We start from the raw sequence: 24,199 nt of genomic DNA, 5'->3' as shown, positions 1-24,199 counted from the left end.
CCCCTGCTGCGCCCCCGGTTTCAGGAAATGTGTATCAGGGTTCGCCGAAGTCCTCGATTTCGTAGCGGTCGAGGAAACGGTCGGGGGTGCCGGCCAGGTGGCGCCTGACGTGGGCGCCCAGCGACTGGCGGGCGGTGTTCCGCTGCCACATCGGGTAGCGCCCCGAGAGGCGGTAGCCGTCCAGGTAGCGGATTTCGAATTCGCATTCCTTGCAGTCGCGCGCGGCCGCCCAGGCCTTCAGCAGCTTGTCGGCGGCGACGAAGGAGCCCAGTACCGCGGTGCTGTGTTCGGCCTTGCGCATGCGGATTTGTGCCACGCCGACCTTTTCGGCGCGGGGGAGAGAGGGATGGATCATCATCGGCTCCTTGTCGCGGAGGGCATGCGGCTCATGCGGCATGCGGTGCGTTGGCATGATGGAACACGGGGCGGCGGAAGCGGCCGATCGCGTCGAGCGCCGCAGCCCTTGTAGGCCGCAGCGCGGTGCCGAAGCGGTTGACGTGGATGTGTCGGGCGGCAAGCTCCAGCACCGGCAGCAGCGCGGTTGCCAGCGCGGCGTCGCCGGGAGCAAGGTGCACGCTGGCGCACGAGAGGGGGCCCAGTGCCCAGGCCAGCGCCAGCAGTTCGGCGCCATCGCCGCAGCGCACCAGCAGAGCGCCCCGGCGCGCGCCGGCCAGTTGCGGATTGGCGACCAGCGCCGCCGCCGGCACTTCCGCGAAGGGCACGGCCGCGCCACGCGATGCATCGTCGAGGACCTGCGCGCCGCTGCCAGCCGGCGGCGCCAGGCCGGCCGGACCGCCGGCGCACAGGGCGCCCCCGCTCGCCAGCGTGTCGACGATGGTTTCGCGCAGGTCGATGAAGCCGTCGCCATCGATCGCCACCACCACCGGGCAGGCGCCCGGCTGGGCGAGCAATTGCTGGCCCAGGTACTCGGCGCGGCCATTCAGGGCGCCCGGCAGCACGAAGGCGGTTTCGCTGCCGTCCAGTTCCGCCACCGCCGGCAGCAGGCGGGGAACGGGCCTGGCGCCGGCGCGGCAGATGACGGCGCGCACCGCGCAGCGGGCCAGCAGGGCGTCATCGTCCGCCGCCAGTTCGAACAGCGTGCCGGGCAGGCACGCGGCGCCTGCCGCGGCCGCGATCAATCCGGCCAGTTCGCTGCAGCTGGGTGCCGGCACGGCGCGCGCCAGCACCGGGCAGCCTGCCGCCAGAGCAGCCATCGCATACATGCCGGCCAGGCCGTACGCGCTGCCGTGGGCTCCCACCGCCGCGACAGGCCCGACAGGGACGGTGCGCTGCGGCTCGTCCATGGTCTCGGCGCGCAGCGCCGCCGCCAGCGCCTCCAGCCAGCGGCGCAGCATGTCGTGCTGGCGTAGCGCGACGGCGGGCGCCACGCCGGCATCGAGCGCGGCCTGACGGGGCAGCCGGTGCCGCACGCCATCGAGGCCCGCGCCAACGCCGTCGAGCAGGCAGGCGCGCTGCTCGGCGCCGGCCAGCGCGAACGGCAGCGCCACCGCGGCGGTCCGGTCGGGCAAGTACATCGGAATCCCCCTGTCTGGTAGTGAGTGTTAACAGTGGCAGATGATCGTGGCAGATGATCGTGGCAGATGATCGAGGAAGCGCTGATTCGTTCATGGCCGCGGTCTCGGCCCTGAAAGAACGCGCCCAGCTGCGTCTCGAATGCGCCGCCATGCCCCGGCATGACAGGGCATTTACGTCTTGCTGGACACGTTTTTCCGAACTGATCTCATCGACCGGCAATAAATCAGCGCTTCCTTAACGCCAAGTGACCGTTACGTTAAAATTTGCCGTGCCGGAAATCAATCCGGCTTTCGAGGTAAGGAAACATGGACCGACAGCAGTGGCGGCCTGCAATGGACGAGGTGGCATTCGGCGCATTCCGCCTGGTGCCGCACGAGCGCGCGCTGTACCGGGACGGCCTGCCGGTGCGTCTCTCCGGCCGCGCCTTCGACCTGCTGCTTGCGCTCGTGGAGCGCGCCGGCACGGTGGTCTCGAAGGATGAGCTGATCGCGCGCATCTGGCCCCACGCGGCCGTCGAGGAAGGCAATCTGCGCGTTCATGTAAACGCCTTGCGCAAGGCGCTCGGCAACGACCGCCCCTATGTGGAAAACGTGGTGGGCCGGGGCTACAGCTTCGTGGCGCCGCTCGGCGAGCCGGGCGAACCGCCGGTGCCGTTGCTGCCTCTGCCGGCACCGGCGCGGTCCCGCCTCGTGGGCCGCGCGCCCGTGCTCGACCAGCTCGCGCGCGAGCTCGCCACCACCCGACTGCTGACGATCGCCGGCCCCGGCGGCATGGGCAAGACCACCGTGGCGCAGGCGCTGGCCGCGCGCACTGCGCCGCTGTTCGGCCGCCACGTCTACAGCGCCGACCTGGCGCCGCTGGCCGACCCCGCGTTGTTGCCGGGCGTGGTGGCCCAGGCCTTCGGCCTGGCCGCGCCCCTGTCGGCCGGCGCGCTGGCCGATGCCTTGCCGCATGCCCTGCGCGCGCGCCGTACCCTGCTGGTGCTGGACGGTTGCGAACACCTGATCGATGCCGTTGCCGCGCTGGCGGCCACGCTGCTGCGCCGCACGCGCGAATTGCACATCGTCGCCACCAGCCGGGAACCGTTGCGCACGGACGGCGAGCACGTCTATCGCCTGCCGCCGCTGGCCGTGCCGGCGCAGCATGCCGCCACGGCCGACGCCGCCGAACTGGCCACCTATCCCGCGGTGCAACTGTTCGTCGAGCGAGCCAGCGCCGACGGCGGCTTCACGCTCGATGGCGCCAATGCCGCGGCCGTGGCCGAGATCTGCCGCCGGCTGGACGGTATTCCGCTGGCCCTCGAGCTGGCGGCCGGCCGCGCCGCGTTTTTCGGCGTGCACGAGCTCGCGCGCCGCCTGGCCGACTGCTTCACGGTGTTGACGCGGGGCCGCCGCACCGCGCTGCCGCGCCACCAGACCCTGCGTGCGACCCTCGACTGGAGCCACGCGCTGCTGGCCCCGGCCGAGCAGGCCGTGCTGCGGCGGCTCGCCGTGTTCCGCGGCACTTTCACATACGAAGGCGCGGCCGCCGTGGCAGGCGGCCATGGCATCGCCCCACAGGCCGTGGCCGGGCACGTGGCGGAACTGGCGGCCAAGTCGATGGTGGCGGTGGACGCGGCCGGGCGCTGCCGCCTGCTGGACACGACGCGCGCCTATGCCCTGGAGAACCTGCGCGCGGCCGGAGAGGAGGGCGCAGTGGCCCAGAAGCACCTGCGCCACTGCGCCATGTTGCTGGCGCGCGCCGAGCACGATGCCGCGGCGCTGGACGAAGTGCGCCTGGACGATGTGCGCGCCGCGCTCGACTGGGCGTTCGGGCCGGGCGGCGAGCCGCTGCTGGGCGCCGGACTGGCGGCGGCCTCGGCGCCGCTGTGGTATCGCCAGTCGATGATGGACGATTACCGCGCCCGGCTCGGCCCCGCCCTGGCCTGCGCGACCGCGGCCGGCTCGGCCGGCGCGCCGCTGGCGGCGACGCTGCACCTGGCATTGGGCCACACGCTGCTGCATACCGGCGAGACGGCCGCGCCGCGCGCCGAAGCCTTCGGCCGCGCGCTGGCGCTGGCCGAGCGGCTCGGCGAGCACGGCACCGCCGTGCGGGCGCTGTGGGGCTGCTACGTGGACGCGCTGCTGCAGGGTGACTACGGCCGGTCCCTGGACCTGGCTCACCGTTTCGGCCCGCTGGCGCGTGCCGCCGGCATCGACGCGGCCGGCCAGGTGCGCGAACGCCTGCTGGCGCGGGCACGGCATTACCTGGGCGACCAGCAGGCCGCCCGCGTGCATGGCGACGCGGCCGTGCATCCGGCGCGCCGGGCGCCGGGCGCGGCCGGCTTCCAGTTCGACCAGCGCGTGTCGTCGCTGGCCGTACAGGGCCGCGTGCTGTGGCTCCGGGGCTTGCCCGACCAGGCGCTGCTGGCCGCGCGCGAAGGCGTCGACGAGGCGCTGCGGCTCGATCATGCGGTATCGCTGTGCTTCGCGCTCATGCAGGCGGTGCCGGTGGCCCTGTGGAGCGGCGACCTGCCGATGGCGCGGCGCTGCACGGCGCTGATGGCGGAACGGGCCCGGCGCGACCGGCTGGCGCACTGGTCGTTCTGGGCGCGCGCCTTCGAGGCGGCGCTGCAGCGCCACGATGGCCGCGCCAGCGGCATGGCGCCGGCCGATGCGCTGGCGCGGCATCCTTCCTGTACCGGCTTGCATCTGGACATGCTGCCCACGCTGCACGCGGGCTTGATGACGCCGGCGTCGCTGGCCCGCGCCGTGGACGGCCGCGCCGGCTGGGCGGCTCCCGAGCTGCTGCGCTGCTGGGGTGAACAGCTGGTGCGCGTGGGCGCCCATGGCCAGGCCGGGAGGGTGTACCGGCAGGCATTGGAACTGGCGCAATGCCAGGGAGCACTGGCCTGGGAGCTGCGCGCCGCCACGAGCCTGGCGGAGCTGCTGTCGCTGCAAGGCCGGGGCGGCAGGCAAGGCGCGGACGGCCGCGCGGTGCTGGCGCCGCTGCTGGCGCGCTACCGCGAAGGCGGGACCACGCGTGACGTCGTCAGCGCCCAAGCCTGCCTGCAGCGTTCGGACGCCTGAGCGGCCCGGCGCGAACTATTCAGCGTGGATATCGCCGGCGCTGTTGGCCGCGATCCATGATGCGTCGCAGCGGCGGCGAGCCGGCCGCGGCCGGTCAGCGGGCGCTTTCGCGCTTCAGCTGAACGAGATAGACGTCGTTCTCGCGCAGCGGCAGCGGCACGCTCAGCGTGCCGTCGGCGCCGACCCGCACCGTGCGCCGTTCGGACGGCGCGCCGGTGGCCTGGCCCTTCAGCTCGGTAACCTGCTTCCTCGTCAACTGGCTCGGCGAGCCCATGCCGATATACGCCGTGTATGCATCGTTCCTGCGGTAGCCCACCTGCGAGATCGACAGCGCATAGGCGCCCGGTGCCACGCCGCGCAGCGTGACGCGCGCCTCGCCCTTCGGCCTGGCCGGCAAGTCCTTGATGAAGTACTGCTGGTTGTTGATCCCTTCGGGCAGCGTGTGCGTGTAGTCCCACAGCAGCACGCCGACGTCGCCCTTGGTGTCGACGGTGGCGATCGACCTCGCATCTGTGTTGCGCAACTCCTTCGGGCCCAGCTGGTTCAGGAACTGGTAGGCGAAATAGCCGGGCTTCTTGATGCCCTGCGTGTTCATCAGGCCGAAGCCGCCATGGAAGGCTTCGAAGCGCGGTCCCGCTTCCTCGAAGATGTCGGTGAACACCCAGTACGACATCGATTGCGCCGCGTCGCCCGTCTGTTTCAGCTTCTCCAGGATGTAGGCGGCCTGGTGATAGCTGTCGTGCGTGGGGTCGGCCGGCGTGTACGAGGAACTCCATTCCGTGTAGTGCAGCGCCAGCTTCGGCAGCTTCGAGGCGGCGATCTCGCGGCGGTTCTTCAGCACATCGTTGCTGACGGCGCGTTCATCCTTGCTGAGTACCGTGCCGGTAGTGCCGAATTCGTCGAGGTAACCCTGGTTCACACCATACGAATGGGTGCTGACGAAGTCGAGCGGCACATCGTTGGCGGTGGCGTGGGCGATCATTTCCGGGATCCACGCCGCGCCGGCGGTGGCCGGGCCGCCGACGCGGTAGCGCGGGTCGACGCTCTTGACCGCGCGCGCGGCGTGATCGTACAGGCGGAAGTACTCGGCCTGGCTGCCGGCCCAGAAACCGTCCAGGTTTGGCTCGTTCCAGACCTCGAAATACCAGGTTGCCACCTCGTCGCGCCCATAGCGATCGGTCCAGTGCCGGGCGAGTCTTTTCACCAGCCCGCCCCATTTCGCATAATCGCGCGGCGGCGTGACATTGCCGCGCCACCAGAAAATGGTCTTGTCGCCGCTGGCCATGGCGGACGGCATGAATCCCAGTTCGACGAAAGGCTTGACGCCGATGCTCAGCAGGTAATCGTACAGCGCATCGATATACTGGAAGTTGTAGTGTTCCTTGCCTTGCGCGTCGACTTTATAGACGCCCATGTCATCCGATAACAGGCCATGCATGCGGATATAACGGAAACCGGCGTCGCGTTTAATCTCCGCCAGTTGCTGCTGCCAATCCGCTCGCAAACCCTCATTGGCCCGGCCGGCACCGACCACTTCATTGAATGTCCTGTTGAAGTCGCCGGCGATCTGGCCGACATGCACATCGATATGACGTGTTTGCGCCGTCGCCACTTGCGACAGCAACAGCAGGCCGCCCAGCAGGGCGCTTGTGATTTCCTTGATCCGCATCGCTTATGTCTCGCTCCAGGTTGAAAAGGTGCTGTTCGCGAACAGCGCCCCAGCATGGCCGCCACGGCCATGCAGCCGGTAGCAAACGCGTCCCGAACGCTGGCGAAATGCGGAAAGTTGAAGAAAAACCGCCGGAAATGCTATGACGTGCAGGCAGTGCGGAACGCCTTGGGCGAGGCACGCGAACGCGGCCAGCGCCTGACGATAAACGGCACCCATGTGAGCGCAATCATAAAGAGGTGTTGCAGTTGCTGCAAGGGCTTGTCATACGGGCTAGTCGGCATCCCAGCTTTGCGTCGGCCTTGTTTCAAGCTAGTCAATAGGGTGTTGCATATAAGGATCAGCAGCCGACAAAGATGTTTCCCAAGGGAATATTTCTGTAGCTTGCAGGCTGCAAATGAGTACACTGGAACAACGGATTAACCATGGGGAAATGGGTGATGCATTTTATTAAACGATTGAGTATTCAGAGGAAGCTCATGCTGAGCATGGGCCTGTGCCTGCTTGCCTTCATGCTGATTTCGTCCGTGCTGAGCGTGTCGATGAACGGCAACCGGGCGCGCGAGCGCGCGGTCACGCAGGAATTGCCGGCGCAAGTCGGCGAGATCCGCAACGACGTGCTGCGCCAGATTGGCCAGTCGCTGGCGGTCTCGCAGACGCTGGCGAACGACACCTATGTGCATGCCTGGGAAGACGCGGGCCTGCCCGCGGAAGGGGAAGCCGCGTGGCAGAAATATGCCGGCCACCTGAAGGCCAGGAACAATGCGGCCACCGTGTTCTGGGTGTCGCGCGCCACGGGCAAGTACTTCACCGATGGCGGCTACAACCGCACGCTGGCGCAGGCCCAGGCAAGCGACGCCTGGTTCTACGATTTCCTCTCGGCTAACGTGCCGTATCGCCTCGATATCGACAAGGACGTGAGCGCGGGCACCTACATGTTGTTCATCAATACCCGCGTGGAGACGGCCGGCGGCAAGCTGGCCGTGGCGGGCATGGGCCTGGGCGTCAACGACCTGGCGAACACGATCCGCAACTACCGTCTCGGTGCGACGGGTACGGTATCGCTGGTGCGCCCGAACGGCGTGCTGCTGGTCGACCGCGATCCGCAGCTGGCCGACGGCAAGCACCTGCTGCAGGACCAGCCCGGCTTCGACGCCGGCGTGGTGAAGACCCTGTTCAACGGCCAGCCTTTCGCCCATGCCACCATCGACGGCCCGCAGGGCAAGCTGATCGTGGCCGCTTCCTACATCAAGGAATTGAACCTGTATGTGCTGGCCCGCGTGCCGGAAGCGGAAGTGCTGGGCGATATCGCTCGCGCGGCGACGATTTCGGCACTGATCGCCGGCCTGGTGGGCGGCGGCATCGGCCTGGCGGGCATCTGGGTGATCAGCCGCGCGATCGCCGCGCCGGTGATGCGCGCGGCCCGCATGCTGGGTGAAATTGCCGACGGCAACGGCGACCTTTCCCGCCGCATGCGCGTGGAGTCCGAAGACGAGGTCGGCGCGCTGGCCGGCGCCTTCAACCGCTTCATCTCTTCGCTGAACGGCACGATCCTCCAGGTGCGCGACAGCGCCCACCAGATCGCCACTGCCACCGGCGAGATCGCCACCGGCAACCTCGACCTGTCCAACCGTACCGAGGCACAGGCATCGAACCTGGAAGAAACCGCGGCCGCGATGGAAGAACTGACGGCGACGGTGCGCCAGAATGCCGACAATGCCGCCCAGGCCAACGTGCTGGTGGCGTCCACGGCGGACGCGGCGCGCAAGGGCGGCGCCGTGGTCTCCCAGGTGGTCGACATGATGGGGGCCATCACCGACAGCTCGCGCCGGATTTCCGACATCATCGGCGTGATCGACGGCATCGCTTTCCAGACCAATATCCTCGCCTTGAACGCCGCCGTGGAAGCGGCGCGGGCGGGCGAGCAGGGCCGCGGCTTCGCCGTGGTGGCCGCCGAGGTGCGCAACCTTGCGCAGCGCTCGGCGACCGCCGCGAAGGAGATCAAGGACCTGATCCTGGCCTCGGTCGACCAGGTCAATACCGGCAGCAAGCTGGCCGACGGTGCCGGCCAGGCGATGGGGGAGATCGTGGGTTCCGTGCAGCGGGTGGCGGACCTGGTGGCCCAGATCACCAACGCCAGCGACGAGCAGAGCCAGGGCATCGGCCAGGTCAACGGTGCGATCGGCGAGATGGACAGCGCCACGCAGCAGAACGCCGCGCTGGTCGAGGAAGCGGCGGCCGCCGCCGAATCGCTGCGCATCCAGGCGGCCATGCTCGAGCAGGTGGTGGGCACGTTCAAGCTCGACGCGCCGGCCGCGCCGGCAACGCATGCGGCCGGCGTGGCCGCGCCGCGTCGCGCCGCGCTCAGCGTTCGGTGAAGAACGCCGTCGGCGTCGTGCCGAAGGTCTTCCTGAACATCTGGGAAAAGGCCGACTGGCTGGCATAGCCCAGCTCTTCGGCCACGCGCGCCAGCGGCATGCCGGCGGCGATCATGGGCGCCGCATGGGCCAGGCGCACCTGCTGGCGCCACTGGCCGAAGCCCATCCCCAGCTCCTTTTCGAACAGGCGGGCCAGCGTGCGCTCCGAAGCGCCGACCTGGCCAGCCCACTCGGCCAGCGTGAGCGGTGCCCCCGGCTCGTCGATCAGGCGGGCGCACAGGCTTTGCAGCCGCTTGTCGCGCGGCAGCGGTACGCGGATCGGCCGCGTCTCGCAGCGCGCCAGTTCATCGAGCATCAGTTCCGACAGCAGCGTGGCGCGCGGCGACGGCGCCAGCGGCGGCAACTGTTCCAGCGCCAGGATCAGCTCGCGCAGCAAGGTCGACACTTCCAGTACCCGGCACGCCTCGTCGGGGAAGGGCGCGCGTGCGGCCAGGATGCGCACCGGCCGCAGCCGGATCGCCTGCAGCACCGTCACCGCATGCTCGACCCCTGGCGCGATCCATACGGCGCGCGACGGCGGCACGATCCACGTGCTGCCGGCGGCCGTCACGCGCAGCACGCCATCGATCGAATGCGTCAGCTGACCCCACGTGTGCTTATGCGGCAGCATCGAGTCGCTGCGTTCCAGGTCGCGCGCGATCAGCGTGATCGGCCGTTCGGGCGTGGGCTCGAAGCCGTCCGGATAGGGAAGCGTGTGCCGCACGACAGGGATCGACATGGCAGGATTTCGATAAAAGTTGACTTTCTATTTTAAAACAGCCGTCGCTGTTTTTCCTACACTGTGCTCCCGGCAGCAAACTTATGCAGGAGACGCCATGAAAAACGAAAAAGACGGCTTGCGGCAGGATGCCCGCGTGATCGGGCTGGTGGGCCTCGCCCACGGCACTTCCCACTTCTACCACCTGATATTGGCCGCGCTGTTCCCGTGGCTGAAACCGGCGTTCGATCTCAGTTATGCGCAGCTGGGGTTGTTGATGACGGTGTTCTTCGTGGTGTCCGGCATCGGCCAGGCGCTGGCCGGCTTCGTGGTCGACCGGGTGGGCGCGCGGCGCGTGCTGTTCTTCGGCGTGGGCATGCTGGGCATTTCGGCCCTCGTGCTGTCGGTGGCAGGCAGCTACGCCGCGCTGATGGCGGGCGCGCTGCTGGCCGGCCTCGGCAACAGTATCTTCCATCCGGCCGACTATACGCTGCTGAACCAGCGCGTTTCGCGCGAGCGGTTGGCGCACGGTTTCTCGGTGCACGGTATCAGCGGCAATATCGGCTGGGCCGCCTCGCCGCTGTTCATGACGACCGTGGCGGCGCTGGCCAGCTGGCGCATGGCGCTGGCGCTGGCTGCGTTGCTGCCGTTCGCCGTGCTGCTCGTGCTGGTGCTCAACCGCCATGCGCTGCGGCCGAATCCCCCGCAGCACGCCGCCGGCGGGGGCGGCGAGGGCACCCTGGCCTTCCTGCGACTGCCTTCGGTGTGGATGTGCTTTGCCTTTTTCTTCCTCACGGCGGTGGCGCTGGGCGGCATCCAGGCATTCGCGCCGATCGGGCTGGAACAGCTGTACGGCATTTCACGCGAACTGGCGACCGGTTCCTACACGGCCTATATGCTGGCCTCCGCCGGCGGCATGGTGGTCGGCGGTTTCGTGGCCGGCGCCGGCAACCACGACCGCAACATCGCCATCGCATTCGCCGTGGCCGCCGTGCTGGCGCTGGTGCTGGGCATGGCCGTGCTGCCGGGCTGGCTGGCGCTGCCGCTGATGGCGCTGATCGGCTTCTGTTCCGGCGTGGCCGGCCCATCGCGCGACCTGATGATCCGCGCGGCCGCGCCGAAGAATGCGACCGGTCGCGTGTATGGCGTGGTGTATTCCGGGCTCGATACCGGGTTGTCGGTGGGGCCGGTGATGTTCGGCGCCATCATGGATGCGGGCCACCCCGGCTGGCTGTTCGCCGGCATCGCCCTGTTCCAGGCCCTGGCGATCGGCACCGCCGTGGGCGTTGGCGGCAGTACCCGCGCCCTGGCGCTGAAAAGCGCCTAGAATCGGGGCACGACCACTGCCTGGAGATGCCCGATGCCCGCTTCGCACCCTGCATTGCACCTTTTCGTGACCGACTTCGCCACCACCGACCTGTGCGACGACAATGCCATGCTGCTCGAGGACGGCCGCCTGGCCGTGCTGCCACCCGTGTTCCGCCATTTCGGCAAGCGCGAGCGCTTTGCCGGCCGGGTGGTCACGCTGAAGGTGTTCGAGGATAACGCGCTGGTGCGCGCCGTGCTGGAAACGCCGGGCGAAGGCCAGGTACTCGTGGTCGACGGCGGCGCCAGCCTGCGCCGCGCGCTCGTCGGCGGCCAGCTGGCGCTGCTGGCCCAGGACAATGGCTGGGCCGGTATCGTCGTCGACGGCTGCGTGCGCGATACGGTGGAAATCGACAGCTGCGATATCGGTATCCGCGCGCTTGCGGCCCACCCCCGGCGCAGCGCGAAGAAGGGCGCCGGCGAGCGCAATGTGCGGGTACAGATCGCCGGCGTGCCGGTCGTTCCGGGGGACTGGCTGTATGCGGACGCCGATGGCATCCTGGTGGCCCAGCAGCGGCTGGCCTGAACGATCCCTTTGATTCTCGGCTGCAATTGATGCGGTAGCGCAATACGCGACCGCGCGGCTGAAGGCATGCTTTTTCGCGCATGTGCCGGCATTTTTCATGCTGCGGGAGCGGCGTTCCACATCGTGGAACAGCCGCGTCGGCACGGCCGTGCCTGCGTTTCCAGAAGAAGAAATGTCATGCCGTATCATGAGAAATACGATACAAGTCATTGAGTTGTAACGATAAATTTCAGCTCATATGTCTTATATAAGAGTATTGTTGCGCCGCGCAACCAGGCCTATGATGTTCCCAACGGATTCGCATTCCTTCATTACGTTTTCTACAGGAGATCATCATGGCAACGCGTGAACAGCAAGCAGCGCAATTGAAGCAGGACTGGGAAACGAACCCCCGTTGGCAGGGCATCTCGCGCAGCTACTCCGCCGAGGACGTGGTGCGCCTGCGCGGGTCGGTGCAGATCGAGCATACGCTGGCCAGGCGCGGCGCCGAGAAGCTGTGGGGGCTGCTGCGCGACGAACCGTTCGTCAATGCGCTGGGCGCCCTGACGGGCAACCAGGCGATGCAGCAGGTGAAGGCGGGGCTGAAGGCCATTTACCTGTCCGGCTGGCAAGTGGCGGGCGACGCCAACGTGGCGGGCGAGATGTATCCCGACCAGTCGCTGTATCCGGCCAACTCGGTACCGCTGGTCGTCAAGCGCATCAACAACACGTTCCAGCGCGCCGACCAGATCCAGTGGTCCGAAGGCAAGGACGACATCGACTACTTCGCACCCATCGTGGCCGACGCGGAAGCGGGCTTCGGTGGCGTGCTCAACGCCTTCGAGCTGATGAAGGCGATGATCGAGGCGGGCGCTTCCGGGGTGCACTTCGAGGATCAGCTCGCTTCCGTGAAGAAGTGCGGCCACATGGGCGGCAAGGTGCTGGTGCCGACCCGCGAAGCGGTCGAGAAACTGTCGGCGGCACGGCTGGCGGCGGACGTGATGGGCACGCCGACCCTGCTGATCGCCCGCACCGATGCGGAAGCAGCCGACCTGCTTACTTCCGACATCGACGAGAACGACCAGCCGTTCTGCACCGGCGAGCGCACCGTCGAGGGCTTTTTCAAGGTGCGCCCCGGCATCGATCAGGCGATCGCCCGCGCGCTGGCCTATGCGCCCTACGCCGACCTGGTTTGGTGCGAAACGGGCAAGCCGGACCTCGCCTTCGCCAAGCAGTTCGCCGAAGCCGTGCACGCGAAATTTCCCGGCAAGATGCTCGCCTATAACTGCTCGCCCTCGTTCAACTGGAAGAAGAACCTGGACGACGCCACGATCGCCCGGTTCCAGAAGGAGCTGGGCGCCATGGGCTACAAGTTCCAGTTCATCACGCTGGCCGGCTTCCATGCGCTGAACTACGGCATGTTCAACCTGGCGCACGGTTATGCGCGGCGGCAGATGGCGGCCTTCGTGGAATTGCAGGAAGCGGAATTCGCCGCCGCCGAGAAAGGCTTCACGGCCGTCAAGCACCAGCGCGAAGTGGGCACCGGTTACTTCGACGCGGTCACGCAAACGATCCAGCAGGGCAAGAGCTCCACGACGGCGCTGCACGGTTCGACCGAGGACGAACAATTCTTCGATCAAAACCAGAAAGTGGCATAAGGCACCGCCGCACGGATGACAGCCGCGGCCACGAGCCGCGGTTTTTTCTTGCCGGAGCCGCTGTTTTGGCGGACTTGCGGTTCTCTGGGATAATGGTGGCTCGATTCATCGCCAAGAAGACCATGTTCAGTTACCGCCACGCCTTCCATGCCGGCAATCACGCCGACGTCCTGAAGCATTTCGTCCAGATCCAGATCCTGCAATACCTGAACCAGAAGGACGTGGCCTATACCTATATCGATACCCACGCCGGTGCCGGCGTGTATGCGCTGGACAGCGCCCAGGCGGCGAAGAACGCCGAGTTTGAAACGGGCATCGCGCCGCTGTGGGAGCGCAGCGACCTGCCTGCGCCGCTGGCGGACTATGTCAGCCTCGTGAAGGGTATGAACCCCAGCGGCAAGATGCGCTACTACCCCGGCTCGCCCTACGTGGCCGAGCAGGTGGCGCGCGAGATGGACCGGATCCGCCTGTTCGAATTGCACCCGGCGGACAGCAGGCTGCTGGCCGATAATTTCGCCAAGCTGGAACAGCACCAGGCGGCGCAGGGCAAGCGCAGCACCGTGCGCGGCAAGCGCGTCATCGTCAACAAGGCCGACGGCTTCCTGGGCGTGAAGGCGCTGCTGCCGCCGCCGTCGCGCCGCGCGCTGGTGCTGTGCGACCCGCCATACGAGGACAAGCAGGATTACCGCAAGGTCGTCGACATGCTGGGCGATGCGCTCAAGCGCTTCCCCTCGGGCACCTATGCAATCTGGTATCCGGTGCTGCAGCGCATCGAGGCGCGCAACTTCGCCGAGAAATTGAAGCACCTGCCCGCGCAGGGCTGGCTGAACGTGACGCTGACGATTTCCACGCCCACGCCCGACGGCATCGGGCTGCACACGAGCGGCATGTTCATCCTGAATCCGCCGTATACGCTGGCCGCGACGCTGAAAAGCGTGATGCCCTATCTGGTCCAGGTGCTGGGCCGCGACAAGGGCGCCGCCTTCACGCTTGACAGCGGAGAACAGGCAACGTCGCGTGTGCAGGACAAGCGTGCTGTCACACGGCGGTCATAAACTGATTGCCACCTCGTCAATAAGCGGTTAAGGTACCGACATCGTTTTCAAGCAGGCCTCTCCATGACGCTGGCAGCCAGCCCGGATATTCCGATGCCATACGCCAACCACTTCTTCCTGGCGCGGCAACCCATCCTCAATCGTTCGCAACGGCTCGTGGCCTACGAGCTGTTGTACCGCAACGCCGAGAGCGGCGATGCCCAGGTGACCGATGGCAAGGCGGCCACCGCTTCGGTGATCGCCCATGCCTCCGAGCTTGGCATGCAGAAGGTGGTAGGCGAGCAGCTGGCCTATGTCAATGTGGATACGGAAGGCTTGATGAGCGACTTCATCCACTTCCTGCCGAACGACAAGGTCATTCTCGAGGTGCTGGAATCGGTCGACGCCACGCCGGACGTGGTGGCGCGAGTCACCGAACTGAAGCGGGCGGGCTACAAGTTTGCGCTGGACGACGTGGTGGGCGCCTCCGACAGCCTGGCCAAGTTGCAGCCTTTGATGGATGTGATCAAGATCGACATCAAGGGCATGGAACGCAATTCGCTGGAGCAGCTGACCCGCTCCCTGAAGAATCCGAAGCAGAAGCTGCTGGCCGAAAAAGTCGAGACGCAGGAAGAATTCCGCCACTGCATGGAGCTCGGCTTCGAATACTTCCAGGGTTATTACTTTGCCCGGCCAGTGATCTTGTCGGGCAAGAAGATCGCGCCGTCCCAGATGGCCGTCATGCACCTGCTGGAGCTGCTGGCGTCGGATGCGGACCAGCGCGACATCGAACGGGGCATCAAGCTCGACCCGCTGATCACGCTGAACCTGCTGCGCCTGGTGAATACGCCGGCTGTGGGAGCGCGCTTTCGCATCAATTCCGTCGGCCATGCGCTCATCGTGCTGGGCCGGCGCCAGCTGCAACGCTGGCTGCAAATCCTCCTGTACGTGAAGGGCCAGCAATACGACTCGCCGCTGCTGCAATTGGCGACCACGCGCGGCAAGACGATGGAAAACCTGCTCGAACACCTGCGCCCGGGCGAGCGCATCGGCGCCGACATCGGCTTCACGGTCGGCATCATGTCGCTGATGGATACGCTGTTCTCGGTGCCGATGCCGGAAATCCTCGACAGCGTGAACGTGCTGAGCGAGGTACGCGCCGCGCTGCTGCACCGCACGGGTGAATATGGCGACGTGTTGAAGCTGATTGAAATGGTCGAGCAGGCGCAGGAAGGCCCGGAGCTGACGGGCTTGCTGCACCGCCTGAACCTGTCCCCCTCGGCGCTGTACGGGAGCCAGCTGGCCGCGTACGAATGGCTCAACGAGTATGCCAGTGGTGTGAATGTGGCTGTTGGCGGCTGAGTACTGGGGGCTGTCCCCGGTATGTGTTGTCGATGACCCGGTTGTTGGCGCATCGAGGGGACTGACCCCGGTTTTTGCTGGAGCTGTCGCATGGCTGGCAAAAACCGGGGTCAGTCCCCTTGGTCGATGCCGCCGATCCGGGTCCAGGCCAACAACTGGCGGGGACAGACCCCAGCGGATCCCCGGCCAACAACTGGCGGGGACAGACCCCAGCGGATCCCCGGCCAACAACTGGCGGGGACAGACCCCGGCGGATCCCCGGCCAACAACTGGCGGGGACAGACCCCGGCGGATCCCGGGCCAACAACTGGCGGGGACAGACCCCAACGGATACCCGGCCAACAACTGGCGGAGACAGACCCCAGCGGATCCTGGGCCAACAACTGGGGTTCACAGACCCCGGCTAATCCTAAGCGAGGAGCAAGAACACCGTCGGCTTCTTGTGGAACTCCGGCCCACGATCCGCGGCCAGCGCGCTTTTCCATTGCGCCGCCGTCTGCGTGCGGATCGTTTCCGACGGCAGGCTGATGTCGGTCGCCACGCAGATCAGCGTAGTGCCCTGGCAGGCCGCCACCAGCGCCTCTAGCAGCGCGCCGTTGCGATAGGGCGTTTCGATGAACAGCTGCGTCTGCTTTTCCACCCGCGAACGCTGCTCCAGTTCCTTCAGCCGTTTCGAGCGCGCGGCGGCGTCCGTGGGCAGATAGCCGTTGAAGGCGAAGCTTTGGCCGTTCAGCCCGCTCGCCATCACGGCCAGCAGCAGCGACGACGGCCCCACGAGCGGCCGCACCGGAATGCCTTCCTTGTGAGCCAGGCGCACCAGGTCCGCACCCGGATCGGCCACGGCCGGCACGCCCGCTTCGGACAGCAGGCCCGTGTCGATGCCGGCGCGCAGCGGCGCCAGCAGGCCGGCCAGCGCGTCGGCCTTCGTATTCACGTTCAGTTCGGCGATCGCGATCTCCTGCAAGGGCCGCGCCAGTGGATGCGCGGCGTTCACCAGCTTCAGGAAGGCGCGCGCCGTCTTGGCGTTCTCGGCCACGAAATGCGACAACTGCGCCGTCAGGGCTTGCACGTGATCGGGAATCACGTGATCGAGCGCGGCGGTTTCGCCCAGCGTGTTGGGAATGAGGTAAAGGGTGCCAGGCATGGTCATTCGGTAAAGAAGGGAACGCCGGCCGCGCGCAGCATGCCGGTCAGGGCGATCAGCGGCAGGCCGGTGAGCGCGGTGGGGTCGGAGGAGTCGACGCGCTCCAGGATGGCGATGCCCAGGCCTTCGTTCTTGGCGCTGCCGGCGCAATCGTAGGGTTGCTCGATGCGCAGGTAGGCATCGAGTTCGGCGTCGGGCAGGTCGCGGAATTTGACGACCGTGGCGATGTCTTCCAGCCGGTGGCTGCCATCGCGCCCATCCCACAGGCACAGCGCCGTATGGAAGATCACCTCGCGGCCGCGCATGGCCTGCAACTGGGCGAGGGCGGCCGCATGGTTGCCCGGCTTGCCGATCTGGTCTTCGCCCAGCGTGGCGACCTGGTCGGAACCAATGACGAGGCTGCCCGGGTGGCGCGCCGCCACGGCGCGGGCCTTGTCGACGGCCAGGCGCAGCGCCGTGCGTGCCGGCGTTTCACCCGGCAACGGCATTTCGTCGATGTCCGGCACGTCGACCGTGAAAGGCAGGCGCAGGCGTTGCAGCAGCTCGCGCCGATAGGCGGAGCTGGAAGCCAGGATGAGGGGAGGGAAGTTGTGATTCATGGAAAGATTTTCTAGTGGCGATGCGCCACGAATTATTATATGCTCTGTGCGCCGTGGGATTCGCGCCGCATTTGTATCGAAACTGCGTGCAAGTCTTTGACCCGGCGCGGAAAACCCTGCTATTATCTCAGGTTTTCGAGGGAAGTTTTAGCGATGAATGCCACCCAGCTGATCGACGCGTTTGAATTCTGTCGAACGGGCAGCACCCGGGAAGGCGTCACGCCAGTGGCCGAGATGGAGCGCCTCGCGCGCGATTGCGCGTCGCAAGAGGGGGTGATCTCCTGGACGGCCGAGGGCGGCACGAGCAAGCAGGGCTTTCCGCAACTGCGCCTGACGGTCACCGGCACCGTGCAACTGACCTGCCAGCGTTGCCTGGCGCCGTTTGCCTACGAGATCGATTCCTCGACCTTGTTGATGCTCGGCGAGGACGATGCCAAGGCCGATGAAATCGAAGAGGTGATCGACGACGAAACGATCGATGTGATCGTGGGCACGCGCTCGATGAACCTGATGGACCTGATTGAAGACGAGGCCCTGCTGGCCTTGCCGCAAGCACCGAAGCACGATGTCTGCCCCGATACGGCGCTGCTCGATTCGGTGCGGGGCGAAAAGAAATCACCGTTTGAAGCGCTCAAGGCGCTGAAAAAATAAAGATCAAGTTAGTAGTAAAAGATATGCCAATCGGGCTGCGAGTATTGGCATTGGGTAGTAGCGCAGCATGGCAGCGCGGGACGGCTCCGGTCGAGCCGCAAAGCCGCTGGGATACTCGATTTGCATGTATTTGCCGGTCGATTGTGTTAAAATTTTAGAACTTAAGTATTAGGAGTCATCATGGCTGTTCAACAGAACAAGAAGTCCCCGTCGAAGCGCGGCATGCACCGTTCGCACGATTTCCTGACCGCGCCGAACCTGGCAGTCGAGCCGACCACCGGCGAAACCCACCTGCGTCACCACATCAGCCCGAACGGCTTCTATCGTGGTCGCAAGGTGCTGAAGACCAAAAACGACGAGTAATCGGCGTTTTGGTTTCGGCCAAAGACCAAAAGCGGTGCACGCGAGAGTATTGTCGTGGCGCCGCTTTTTCTTTTCGCCGTTCCCGAGTACCTTCCAGCATGCTGCGTGTTCCACGGCCTTGCTTGCTGCTCCCCGGCCTGCCGGGAATTGATGTGTCTTGAAACCGCAGGCTCCGGCCCTCCCGCCGGGATTGCATCTTGCCCGCAATGACAATAAAAATCTCTATCGACTGCATGGGCGGTGACCACGGCCCGTCGGTCACGATTCCTGCCGCACTATCCTTCCTGAACCGCGAATCCGATGCCGAACTGATCCTGGTTGGCCTCGAAGACGTGCTCCGCGCCGAGCTGAAGAAGCATCGCGCCGCCGACCATCCTCGACTGGCCATCCTGCACGCTTCCGAGCAGGTGACGATGGACGATCCCCTCGAAGTGGCGCTGCGCCGCAAGAAGGATTCGTCGATGCGCGTCGCCATCGAGCAGGTCAAGGATGGCAAGGCCCAGGCCTGTGTCTCGGCCGGCAATACCGGCGCCCTGATGGCGGTCTCGCGCTACGTGCTGAAGACGATGCCCGGCGTCGACCGCCCCGCCATCTGCGCGATCATGCCGAACCAGAAGGATGGTCCCACCTACGTGATGGACCTGGGTGCCAATGTGGATTGCGAACCGCACCACCTGCACCAGTTCGCCATCATGGGTTCCGTGCTCGTGCACGCCATGGAAGGCATCGCGCGCCCCACCATCGGCCTGTTGAACGTGGGCACCGAGGACATCAAGGGCAACGAGGTGGTCAAGGCCACTTCCGCCCTGCTGCAGGCCGACCACGAGCGCGGCAAGCTCAATTTTTACGGTAACGTGGAAGGCAACGATATCTTCAAGGGCACCACCGATGTCGTCGTGTGCGACGGCTTTGTCGGCAATGTGGCCCTGAAGGCCGTTGAGGGGGTGGCGGGCTTCTTCAAGATGGTGCTCACCGCCGAATTCAAGCGTTCGCCCATAACGATGCTCGGGGCCGTGATCGCCAACAGCGCCCTGAAACGGATCCGCCGGCGGCTCAATCCGGCACGCTACAACGGCGCCAGCCTGCTGGGCTTGCGCGGCCTCGTGTTCAAGAGCCATGGCAGCGCCGAGGTGGAGGCCTATGAATGGGCGATCCGCCGGGCGTATGATGCTGCGAAGAACGACGTGCAACAGCAGCTGGCGGACCTGATCGCCGAACTGATGCCGCGCGAAAACACAACCATTGGATGAGACGGCATGACCCTGTACAGCAAAATCATCGGCACCGGCAGCTATCTGCCGGAACAACGCGTGACGAACCAGGAGCTGGCCGCACAGCTGGCAGCGAAGGGGATCGAAACTTCCGACGAGTGGATCTCCAGCCGCAGCGGTATCTCGGCGCGCCACTACGCGGCGCCTGAGCAGAATTCCTCCGACCTCGCCGTGCTCGCGGCCCAGCGCGCGCTGGACATGGCCCAACTGCAGCCGGACGATATCGACCTGATCATCGTCGCCAGCTCCACGCCCGACTTCTTCGGCAGCTTCCCCAGCACCGCCTGCATCGTGCAGCGCAAGCTGGGCATGACTAACACGAGCGCGGCGGTGGACGTTCAGGCCGTGTGCAGCGGTTTCGTGTACGCGATGGCCTCGGCGGACAGCTTCATCAAGTCCGGCATGCACAAGAACGTGCTGGTGATCGGCGCCGAAGTGTTTTCGCGCATCCTCAATTTCGAGGACCGCACCACCTGCGTGCTGTTCGGCGACGGCGCCGGCGCCGTGGTGATGAGCGCATCGGAAGAGCCGGGCGTGCTGGCCTGCAAGCTGCATGCGGATGGCCGCCATTCCGACATCCTCTCGGTGCCCGGCAATGTGGCCGGCGGTGCGGTCGCCGGCAGCGCCTTCCTGTACATGGATGGCCAGGCCGTGTTCAAGCTGGCCGTCACCGTGCTGGAAAAGGTCGCCCACGAAGCGCTGGACGCGGCCGGCATGTCGAGCAGCCAGATCGACTGGCTGATCCCGCACCAGGCCAATATCCGCATCATGAACGGCACCGCGAAGAAGCTGGGCCTCACTCCGGAAAAGATGGTCGTCACCGTCGACCAGCACGGCAACACCTCCGCCGCGTCGATTCCGCTGGCGCTCGATACCGCCGTGCGCGATGGCCGCGTGAAGAAGGGCGATGTCGTCATGATGGAAGGCGTCGGCGGTGGATTCACGTGGGGGGCCGTCCTGGCGAGGATGTGACTGAACTAGCTTTACCTGCTCGCCAGGACTTGGCGAGGATGTGACTGAACTAGCTTTACCTGCTCGCCAGGACTTGGCGAGGATGTGACTTGCAAGAGCTTTACCTGCTCGCCAGGACTTCGCCCGGATGTAAGCTTTAGGTGGAATGCAAACGGCGGTGTACAATGCGCGCCGTTTTAGAATTAGTGCTCTAGAAGGATGAGTGCGCGCGGATGTGCCGGATGGGCCCATCCGCTTTTCACAACGAGACCACACATGACCCAATTCGCATTTGTATTCCCCGGCCAGGGTTCCCAGGCCGTGGCCATGATGGCCGGCTTCAACGGCAACCCGGTCGTCGAGCAGACGATCGCCGAAGCGTCGGACGCGCTGCAGTTCGATCTCGGCAAGCTGATCGCGGAAGGCCCGAAGGAAGATCTCGACCTCACCACCAACACGCAACCGGTCATGCTGACGGCCGCGGTCGCCGTCTACCGCGCCTGGCTTGCCGCCGGCGGCCCGGTGCCTTCGGTGGTCGCCGGCCACAGCCTGGGTGAATACTCGGCGCTCGTCGCCGCAGGCGTGATCCCGTTCAAGGATGCTGTGCCGCTGGTGCGTTTCCGCGCCCAGGCCATGCAGGAAGCCGTGCCGGTGGGGCAGGGCACGATGGCCGTGGTGCTGGGCCTGTCGGACGATGACGTGCGCGCCGCCTGCGCCGAAGCCGTGGCCGCCGACCCGAGCCAGGTCGTTGAAGCCGTCAACTACAACGCCCCGGCACAAGTCGTGATTGCCGGCCACGCGGCCGGCGTCGACAAGGCATGCGAGATCGCCAAGGCGAAGGGCGCCAAGCGCGCCATGCGGCTGCCGGTCTCGGCACCATTCCATTCGTCGCTGCTGAAACCCGCGTCGGACCGTCTGCGCGAGTACATGGAATCGCTCCATTTCAGCGCGCCACAGATCGATTTGATCAATAACGTCGATGTTGCTGTATTGCATGATCCTGCCAGTATCAAGGATGCGCTGGTGCGCCAGGCTGCGAGCCCGGTGCGCTGGGTCGAAACGATGCAGAAGGTCGCGGCGAGCGGCATCACCCAGGTGGTCGAGTGCGGCCCGGGCAAGGTGTTGATGGGCTTGACCAAGCGCATCGACCCGAACCTGGTGGGCGACGCGATCACCGACCAGGCTTCGCTGGAACGCGTGCTGGCCACGCTGAAATAACAAGAAAGGAATCGCCATGAATCTGTCCAACCAGGTCGCGCTCGTCACGGGCGCATCGCGCGGCATCGGCAAGGCCATCGCACAGGAGCTGGCGCGCCAGGGCGCGAAAGTGATCGGCACGGCCACCACCCAGGCGGGCGCCGAGGCGATCTCGGCTTACCTGGCCGAAATCGGTACCGAGGCAGAAGGTGTGAAAAGCAAGGGGATCGTCCTGGACGTCACCGACGCCGAGCGTTGCGGCGCCGTAATCGATGAAGTCGCCAAGGAGTTCGGCGCCATCGGCATCCTCGTCAACAATGCCGGCATCACGGCCGACCAGCTGGCGATGCGCATGAAGGACGAGGAGTGGGACAAGGTCATCGCCACCAACCTGACTGCCGTGGGCCGGCTCTCCCGCGCGGTCCTGCGCGGCATGATGAAGGCAAAGACTGGGCGTATCATTAATATCACTTCGGTGGTGGCGTCGTCCGGCAACCCGGGCCAGATGAATTACGCGGCCGCCAAGGCCGGCGTCGAAGGCATGTCCCGCGCGCTGGCCCGCGAGATCGGCAGCCGCAACATCACCGTCAACTGCATCGCGCCGGGTTTCATCGACACGGACATGACCCGTGTCCTCGGCGAGGAACAGCACGCGGCACTGCTCACGCAGATCCCGCTGGGCCGCCTGGGCAAGCCGGAAGACATCGCTGCGGCGGTCGTTTTCCTGGCTTCGCCGGGCGGCGCGTACATTACCGGCACCACGCTGCACGTGAACGGCGGCATGTACATGGGGTAAATGAGGAATTAACGCGTTTGCGTAGTTTTAGGTATGCAATCACGTTTTTTAGCAGTGATTTCGGTAAAGCTGAGCACAGAAGCCGAAATTAGTTTTTCAGCGCGCAAACCTGATAAAATGCGCGCTTTCCGTAACATACACACAATGGAGCCATAACATGTCCGATATCGAACAACGCGTTAAGAAGATCGTCGCCGAACAACTGGGCGTCGCCGAAGCCGACATCAAGAACGAATCGTCCTTCGTCGATGACCTGGGCGCCGACTCCCTCGACACCGTTGAACTGGTAATGGCACTGGAAGACGAGTTCGAAATGGAAATCCCTGACGAACAAGCAGAAAAGATCACCACCGTGCAGCAGGCTATCGATTACGCGACGGCCCACGTCAAGGCCTGATCGCAGCATCAGCAGTACAGATCGACTCCAGGAGAATCGCTTGAGTTCCAAAAACCGTCGTGTGGTGGTTACCGGCCTCGGTTGCGTGTCCCCGATCGGCAATACGATTGCCGAAGCGTGGAACGCTATCGTCGAGGGGAAGTCCGGTATCGCCAACATCACCAAGTTTGATGCCAGCGCGTTCTCGACCCGCTTTGCCGGCGAGGTCAAGAACTTCAGCGTCGGGGATTACCTCGACGTCAAGGAAGCCCGCCATATGGATACGTTCATCCATTACGGCATGGCTGCCGGCATCCAGGCGATCCAGGATTCCGGTCTGGTCGTCACCGAAGAGAACGCCGATCGCATCGGCGTGATCATCGGCTCCGGTATCGGCGGCCTGCCGATGATCGAAGAACAGAAGGAAGACTACGACAAGCGCGGTCCGCGCCGTATCTCGCCGTTCTTCGTACCGGCCTCGATCATTAATATGATCTCGGGCAATCTCTCGATCAAATACGGCATGCGCGGTCCCAACCTGGCGATCGTCACTGCCTGCACCACCGGCCTGCACAGCATCGGCGCGGCGGCCCGCCTGATCGAATACGGCGACGCCGACATCATGGTGGCCGGCGGTGCCGAATCCACCGTTTCGCCGCTGGGCCTGGGCGGCTTTGCCTCGGCCCGTGCACTGTCTGCGCGCAACGACGATCCGGCGACGGCTTCGCGCCCGTGGGACAAGGATCGCGACGGCTTCGTGCTGGGCGAAGGCGCCGGCGTGATGGTGCTGGAAGAATACGAACATGCCAAGGCACGCGGCGCCAAGATCTACGCTGAATTGCTGGGCTTCGGCATGAGCGCGGACGCGTATCACATGACCTCGCCGCTGGAAGACGGCAGCGGCGGCGCCAAGTCGGCGATGGCGGCCATGAAGAATGCCGGCATCAACCCCGACCAGGTGCAGTACCTGAATGCGCACGGCACGTCCACGCCGCTGGGCGACGTGGCCGAAGTCACGGGCATCAAGTATGCGTTCGGCGACCATGCCAAGAGCCTGGTGGTGAGCTCGACGAAGTCGATGACGGGCCACTTGCTGGGCGGCGCCGGCGGCCTCGAAGCCGTGTTCACCGTGCTGGCGATTCACCACCAGGTGGCACCGCCCACGATCAACCTGTTCAACCAGGACCCGGCGTGCGACCTGGACTTCTGCGCCAACGTCGCCCGCCCGATGGCCATCCAGTATGCCGTGAAGAACTCGTTCGGCTTCGGCGGAACGAACGGCAGCCTCGTGTTCGGAAAAATGTGAACTTTCCCGGCTCACTCCGGTCATACCGGAGTGAGCGCCCGTGGCCCGGCGGTTGACTGAGCAGTCTTCAGTCAGCCGGCGCGGCCAGCGGTGCCGGCATTCGCTGGCACCCGACAGCCCGGCAAGAGGCCGGCGCTTCCCGATGCATTCCCTAAGCAAGTCGATGCGGTCGCGATTGCAGCTATCAGCGCAGCAAAAGGCACGCAAACGGGC

21 protein-coding genes are annotated in these 24,199 nt (G+C 65.7%); 15 read left to right on the top strand and 6 right to left on the bottom strand.

Features of this window, described 5'->3' with window-relative positions:
- Nucleotides 1-34: 34 nt before the first annotated feature.
- Both V6Z91_RS28830 and V6Z91_RS28825 read right to left on the bottom strand, forming a co-directional pair.
- The gene (locus tag V6Z91_RS28830; protein WP_338764487.1) at nt 35-358 is read right to left on the bottom strand and encodes a hypothetical protein; all 324 of its coding nucleotides are present in this window, start codon (nt 356-358) and stop codon (nt 35-37) included.
- Between the two features lie 28 nt (nt 359-386).
- Nucleotides 387-1,535 (bottom strand): hypothetical protein, encoded by a 1,149-nt coding sequence (locus tag V6Z91_RS28825; RefSeq protein WP_338764485.1) that lies wholly within the window; start codon nt 1,533-1,535, stop codon nt 387-389.
- A 306-nt stretch (nt 1,536-1,841) separates the two neighbouring features.
- On the opposite strand from V6Z91_RS28825, the gene V6Z91_RS28820 reads away from it, so the two are divergent.
- A complete protein-coding gene (locus tag V6Z91_RS28820; RefSeq protein WP_338764483.1) occupies nt 1,842-4,604 on the top strand; it encodes a winged helix-turn-helix domain-containing protein in 2,763 nt (920 codons plus the stop codon).
- A gap of 94 nt (nt 4,605-4,698) precedes the next feature.
- On the opposite strand, the gene V6Z91_RS28815 is transcribed toward V6Z91_RS28820, so the two are convergent.
- A complete protein-coding gene (locus V6Z91_RS28815; RefSeq protein ID WP_338764480.1) occupies nt 4,699-6,273 on the bottom strand; it encodes a glycoside hydrolase in 1,575 nt (524 codons plus the stop codon).
- A 479-nt stretch (nt 6,274-6,752) separates the two neighbouring features.
- On the opposite strand from V6Z91_RS28815, the gene V6Z91_RS28810 reads away from it, so the two are divergent.
- Nucleotides 6,753-8,651, top strand: coding sequence for a methyl-accepting chemotaxis protein (locus tag V6Z91_RS28810; protein ID WP_338764477.1), 1,899 nt, complete (start codon nt 6,753-6,755; stop codon nt 8,649-8,651).
- Here V6Z91_RS28810 and V6Z91_RS28805 read toward each other — a convergent pair.
- On the bottom strand, nt 8,638-9,429 hold the full coding sequence (locus V6Z91_RS28805; RefSeq protein WP_338764474.1) for a helix-turn-helix transcriptional regulator: 792 nt from the start codon (nt 9,427-9,429) through the stop codon (nt 8,638-8,640). The two genes, V6Z91_RS28810 and V6Z91_RS28805, sit on opposite strands and share 14 nt — an antisense overlap.
- Before the next feature lie 97 nt (nt 9,430-9,526).
- On the opposite strand from V6Z91_RS28805, the gene V6Z91_RS28800 reads away from it, so the two are divergent.
- The 5 genes from V6Z91_RS28800 (at nt 9,527) to V6Z91_RS28780 (ending at nt 15,332) form a co-directional block, all read left to right on the top strand.
- Nucleotides 9,527-10,735 carry an MFS transporter gene (locus tag V6Z91_RS28800; protein ID WP_338764471.1) on the top strand — a complete coding sequence of 403 codons (1,209 nt, stop codon included), beginning with the start codon at nt 9,527-9,529 and terminating at the stop codon, nt 10,733-10,735.
- A 33-nt stretch (nt 10,736-10,768) separates the two neighbouring features.
- The gene (rraA, locus tag V6Z91_RS28795; protein ID WP_338764469.1) at nt 10,769-11,299 is read left to right on the top strand and encodes a ribonuclease E activity regulator RraA; all 531 of its coding nucleotides are present in this window, start codon (nt 10,769-10,771) and stop codon (nt 11,297-11,299) included.
- Between the two features lie 335 nt (nt 11,300-11,634).
- Nucleotides 11,635-12,936: an isocitrate lyase gene (gene aceA, locus V6Z91_RS28790; protein ID WP_338764467.1), complete on the top strand. Its 1,302-nt coding sequence runs from the start codon at nt 11,635-11,637 to the stop codon at nt 12,934-12,936.
- 122 nt (nt 12,937-13,058) lie between these two features.
- Nucleotides 13,059-13,991 carry a 23S rRNA (adenine(2030)-N(6))-methyltransferase RlmJ gene (gene rlmJ, locus V6Z91_RS28785; RefSeq protein ID WP_338764465.1) on the top strand — a complete coding sequence of 311 codons (933 nt, stop codon included), beginning with the start codon at nt 13,059-13,061 and terminating at the stop codon, nt 13,989-13,991.
- Nucleotides 13,992-14,084: 93 nt separating this feature from the next.
- On the top strand, nt 14,085-15,332 hold the full coding sequence (locus tag V6Z91_RS28780) for an EAL domain-containing protein (RefSeq protein WP_338764464.1): 1,248 nt from the start codon (nt 14,085-14,087) through the stop codon (nt 15,330-15,332).
- A gap of 409 nt (nt 15,333-15,741) precedes the next feature.
- Here the strand turns inward: V6Z91_RS28780 and V6Z91_RS28775 are convergent, their stop codons facing one another.
- On the bottom strand, nt 15,742-16,476 hold the full coding sequence (locus tag V6Z91_RS28775) for an SAM-dependent methyltransferase (RefSeq protein ID WP_338764462.1): 735 nt from the start codon (nt 16,474-16,476) through the stop codon (nt 15,742-15,744).
- A 2-nt stretch (nt 16,477-16,478) separates the two neighbouring features.
- Nucleotides 16,479-17,075, bottom strand: coding sequence for a Maf family nucleotide pyrophosphatase (locus V6Z91_RS28770; RefSeq protein ID WP_338764460.1), 597 nt, complete (start codon nt 17,073-17,075; stop codon nt 16,479-16,481).
- Between the two features lie 153 nt (nt 17,076-17,228).
- Between V6Z91_RS28770 and V6Z91_RS28765 the strand changes: the two genes are divergently transcribed.
- The 8 genes from V6Z91_RS28765 (at nt 17,229) to fabF (ending at nt 23,986) form a co-directional block, all read left to right on the top strand.
- The gene (locus V6Z91_RS28765; RefSeq protein ID WP_338764458.1) at nt 17,229-17,726 is read left to right on the top strand and encodes a DUF177 domain-containing protein; all 498 of its coding nucleotides are present in this window, start codon (nt 17,229-17,231) and stop codon (nt 17,724-17,726) included.
- A 180-nt stretch (nt 17,727-17,906) separates the two neighbouring features.
- Nucleotides 17,907-18,089 (top strand): 50S ribosomal protein L32, encoded by a 183-nt coding sequence (rpmF, locus tag V6Z91_RS28760; RefSeq protein WP_005666806.1) that lies wholly within the window; start codon nt 17,907-17,909, stop codon nt 18,087-18,089.
- Nucleotides 18,090-18,295: 206 nt separating this feature from the next.
- Nucleotides 18,296-19,339, top strand: coding sequence for a phosphate acyltransferase PlsX (plsX, locus tag V6Z91_RS28755; protein WP_338764412.1), 1,044 nt, complete (start codon nt 18,296-18,298; stop codon nt 19,337-19,339).
- Nucleotides 19,340-19,345: 6 nt separating this feature from the next.
- Nucleotides 19,346-20,332 (top strand): beta-ketoacyl-ACP synthase III, encoded by a 987-nt coding sequence (locus V6Z91_RS28750; protein WP_338764410.1) that lies wholly within the window; start codon nt 19,346-19,348, stop codon nt 20,330-20,332.
- Between the two features lie 255 nt (nt 20,333-20,587).
- A complete protein-coding gene (gene fabD / locus V6Z91_RS28745) occupies nt 20,588-21,529 on the top strand; it encodes an ACP S-malonyltransferase (RefSeq protein WP_338764408.1) in 942 nt (313 codons plus the stop codon).
- A gap of 16 nt (nt 21,530-21,545) precedes the next feature.
- Entirely contained in the window at nt 21,546-22,304 is a 759-nt protein-coding gene (gene fabG, locus V6Z91_RS28740; RefSeq protein WP_338764406.1) for a 3-oxoacyl-ACP reductase FabG, read from the top strand.
- A 157-nt stretch (nt 22,305-22,461) separates the two neighbouring features.
- Complete coding sequence (gene acpP / locus V6Z91_RS28735; RefSeq protein WP_028104092.1) at nt 22,462-22,701, top strand: acyl carrier protein; 240 nt, start codon at nt 22,462-22,464, stop codon at nt 22,699-22,701.
- A gap of 40 nt (nt 22,702-22,741) precedes the next feature.
- Entirely contained in the window at nt 22,742-23,986 is a 1,245-nt protein-coding gene (gene fabF, locus V6Z91_RS28730; RefSeq protein WP_338764387.1) for a beta-ketoacyl-ACP synthase II, read from the top strand.
- Nucleotides 23,987-24,199 lie beyond the last annotated feature (213 nt).

Source organism: Massilia sp. METH4 (assembly GCF_037094685.1).
Lineage (GTDB): Bacteria > Pseudomonadota > Gammaproteobacteria > Burkholderiales > Burkholderiaceae_D > Rugamonas.
This window is presented reverse-complemented; position numbering and strand designations above follow the sequence as displayed.